Source organism: Limnohabitans sp. (genome assembly GCF_040400975.1).
Classification (GTDB): Bacteria; Pseudomonadota; Gammaproteobacteria; order Burkholderiales; family Burkholderiaceae_C; genus Limnohabitans_A.
In genome coordinates this window covers 1-2,785 of sequence record NZ_JBBAPF010000077.1, presented here as the reverse complement: position 1 = coordinate 2,785, position 2,785 = coordinate 1, and the positions used below count along the sequence as shown (strand labels likewise).

Genomic DNA, 2,785 nt, shown 5'->3' with positions numbered 1-2,785 from the left:
AATCAGCAACCAGTTCCCCCTTCTCTGCGCCAGTGCTCCACTGCCCTTCAAGGAGCCGCGCGCGTAGTCATACTATACTGTAGTATATGCATATCATACCAACACACTTCATGGTTACAGTTTCTATCATCGTACAATGTGTATACCAGTTATTACTGTATGATATGCATACACACACGTCACTATACATACGCCTAGCACTCTGCTCAAGTTGTTGTGCACCCCCGATCACAACCCTCCTTGCTGCAATGGCGTCCTCCTCGTCGGCCGCTTTGTCCGGCGCCCTTCCGCCGCCGCCTCCTCCGACTTGGACGCCACAGGAGGAGGCGGAGCTCCGCAAGAAGGCGCAGGAGCTTCAGAAGAAGCCTGCAGCCCAGCCTGCTCCTCCACGTACGGAGGAGCAGATCAAGCAGGCGAAGGCGGACAAGCGGAAGCGCCAGAAGGAAGCCAAGAAGGCGGGCGCAGCCGCGCCGAAGCCCGAGGTGAAGTCTGATCCCAGACCCGGCTCGACCGTGGAGGGTGAAGACGAATCCGAGGGCGGGGAGGCGCCGACATCCAAGGTGAAGCCCGACTCCAGACCCGGCTCGTCCGCGGAGGGGAAGGGCGGACCCAAGGACGAGGCGCCTCTTGCGGTGAAGCCCGATCCCAGACCCGGCTTGTCCGCGGAGGGTGAGGGTGGATCCAAAGGCAAGCCTTCTTTTGTGGACAGCGACAGCGACTCCGACGACCCGGCCGAAGCGGAGGAGGAGAAGGCGAAGAACGAGCTCTCGTGCGCCAAGTGCTCGGAGCCGATCAAGTTCCGGTCGTTGATGTTGCTGATGGGAGGGGGGAAGCAGGCGTCGTGGCAGGGGAAGATCTGGGGTTGGTGTCAGCCTTGCAGCGAGCTGCCCCCGAAGGAGTTCAAGAAGGAGTCGCGGCGGGCGTGGGAGTCGCGTGCGCAGGAGCTGCGCGGCCGCCGCCAGAGGGCCCACACCATCACATTTGCTAACTCCAAGAAGATCATTAAGCAGATGTTTCCTGACGCTGGCAAGTCCCTCATCCGCAAGCTGGCGTATCAGCGGACCAAGGCCGTGGTGCTGGCCTTTGCAGTGGCCTTCGAGAAGGAGAACGAGTTCATGAAGAAGGCCAGCGCTGAGAACTGCCGCATCTACTTCGAGGAGATCGAGAGGGCAGCGATGGACCCGACGTACGCAGCATCCGTCAGCGGCATGGGCCTGACGGCCACGGAGGCGTCATACCTGACGGTGCTGGCGGAGGGTATTACCCTCAGCTATTGCTGCCGCGACCCGAACTGCCTGTTCTACGGCCTCAATCACGAGTGGTGCGAGCACCTTCGCAAGTACTGGTTCCGTTGCCCTGCGTGTGGCAAGTGGTTCCAGCCTGTGGCCGCTGGGCACGGGGAGGTGCCTTTCGCCTTTGTGCTGAACATAGAGGACATAGAAACCGGCGAGCGCATGAATATCCCGTGCATCTGGCCTGAGTCGGAGGAGGTGGGCTGGATCAACCGCCAGGCTGAGCTGAAGGCACGCCAGCTTGAGGATGAGCAAGGCTTGGCGGCGTTCACCGACTCCACGCGGGCGGACCTCTCCCAGCTGTTGCGCAACGTCGGCGTCCCGGGCCATTTCCAGAAGTTTGATTGGGACCCGAAGGTGGAGTGGCGCGTCGACGCATCAGTCTGGCGGTACCAGCACTTGAAGGAGCGTGGATACTTCTGGGGCGGCAAGTTGGATCCGAAGACTGTCAACCTGGCGGAGCCGTACACGAACTGGAACGAGCTGATTACGCTCATCGCCCGTGTCTTGGTCCACGGCCGCGCCGTCGCCCAGGCGGAGTTCAAGTGAGCGCACCGCGCCATCGGTGAAGCCAAAGCCGCAAAGGGGATCCCAGACCCGGCTCGTCCGAGGAGGGTGACCTGGAGCGGTGGAGGTGGATCCGCCGCGCATGGCACCGGCTGGTGTTGATCCCAGCATCTGCAGAGAAACAGGATCGGAGTTGATTTGTGTATCTCTCATTGAATAAAAGTCTCGCTTTGTTGATGTAATGATAATGGCATCTGTCATATGGGTGAGCATGTAAATTGCACATCAGGAGAAAAGAAGCACGATGGCGGCTCAGCAGAACATCCTTCCCGTCGTCGCGGAGCCAGTTGTGGACGGCGATGATGGGATGCCGGAACCCGGACCCGGCTCGTCCGAGGAGGGTGATGGCGGACTTGAGCCGCAGAATCGCCATGACCGGCGACGCGAGTTCGCCCGCGGCGTGGTCTTCGCTGCGCAGGGCGTCGATCAGGACATTGTGGACGCATTCCACGCGATCCACTTTGACGAAGACGGTGTGCCCTTTGACACCGAAGAAGAAGAGCCACAAGCAGCGGCAGCCGCTGCTGCAGAAGAGCCGGCGCCACAATTCGTAAGGCACCCTGCCAGGGCAGGACTCAGAAGGCTGTTCGAAGAGAACAACGCAAGGCGGATGGAGCTGAACGAGCTCTTGATTGTTGCTCTCAACAACAACGACCAGCAGAACGTCAGGCGCATCGAGGGCCTCCTCAGAGAAGTTGTTGAGCGGGCACAGGCTATGTTGGAAGCGCTTCGCTATCCTGTACCCGAGGAGGAAGAGGAAGAGGCACCGCCACAGGAAGAGGCACCGCCACAGGAAGAGGCACCGCCGCAGGAAGAGGCACCAGAGGAAGAGGCACCAGAGGAAGAGGAAGAGGAAGAGTTGCCAGACGAAGATGACTGGGACTCAGTCTACCAACACTGGCGCCACCGCGAACGTATTTGGCTGA

At 60.5% G+C, this 2,785-nt stretch carries 2 protein-coding genes; both read left to right on the top strand.

The window, feature by feature from the left end; all coding sequences use genetic code 11:
- Positions 1-248 precede the first annotated feature (248 nt).
- Positions 249-1,841 (top strand): hypothetical protein, encoded by a 1,593-nt coding sequence (locus tag ABWQ00_RS15800; protein WP_353239613.1) that lies wholly within the window; start codon positions 249-251, stop codon positions 1,839-1,841.
- Between the two features lie 262 nt (positions 1,842-2,103).
- Positions 2,104-2,785: hypothetical protein (locus ABWQ00_RS15795; RefSeq protein ID WP_353239612.1), on the top strand; the 682-nt coding region annotated here is incomplete at its 3' end.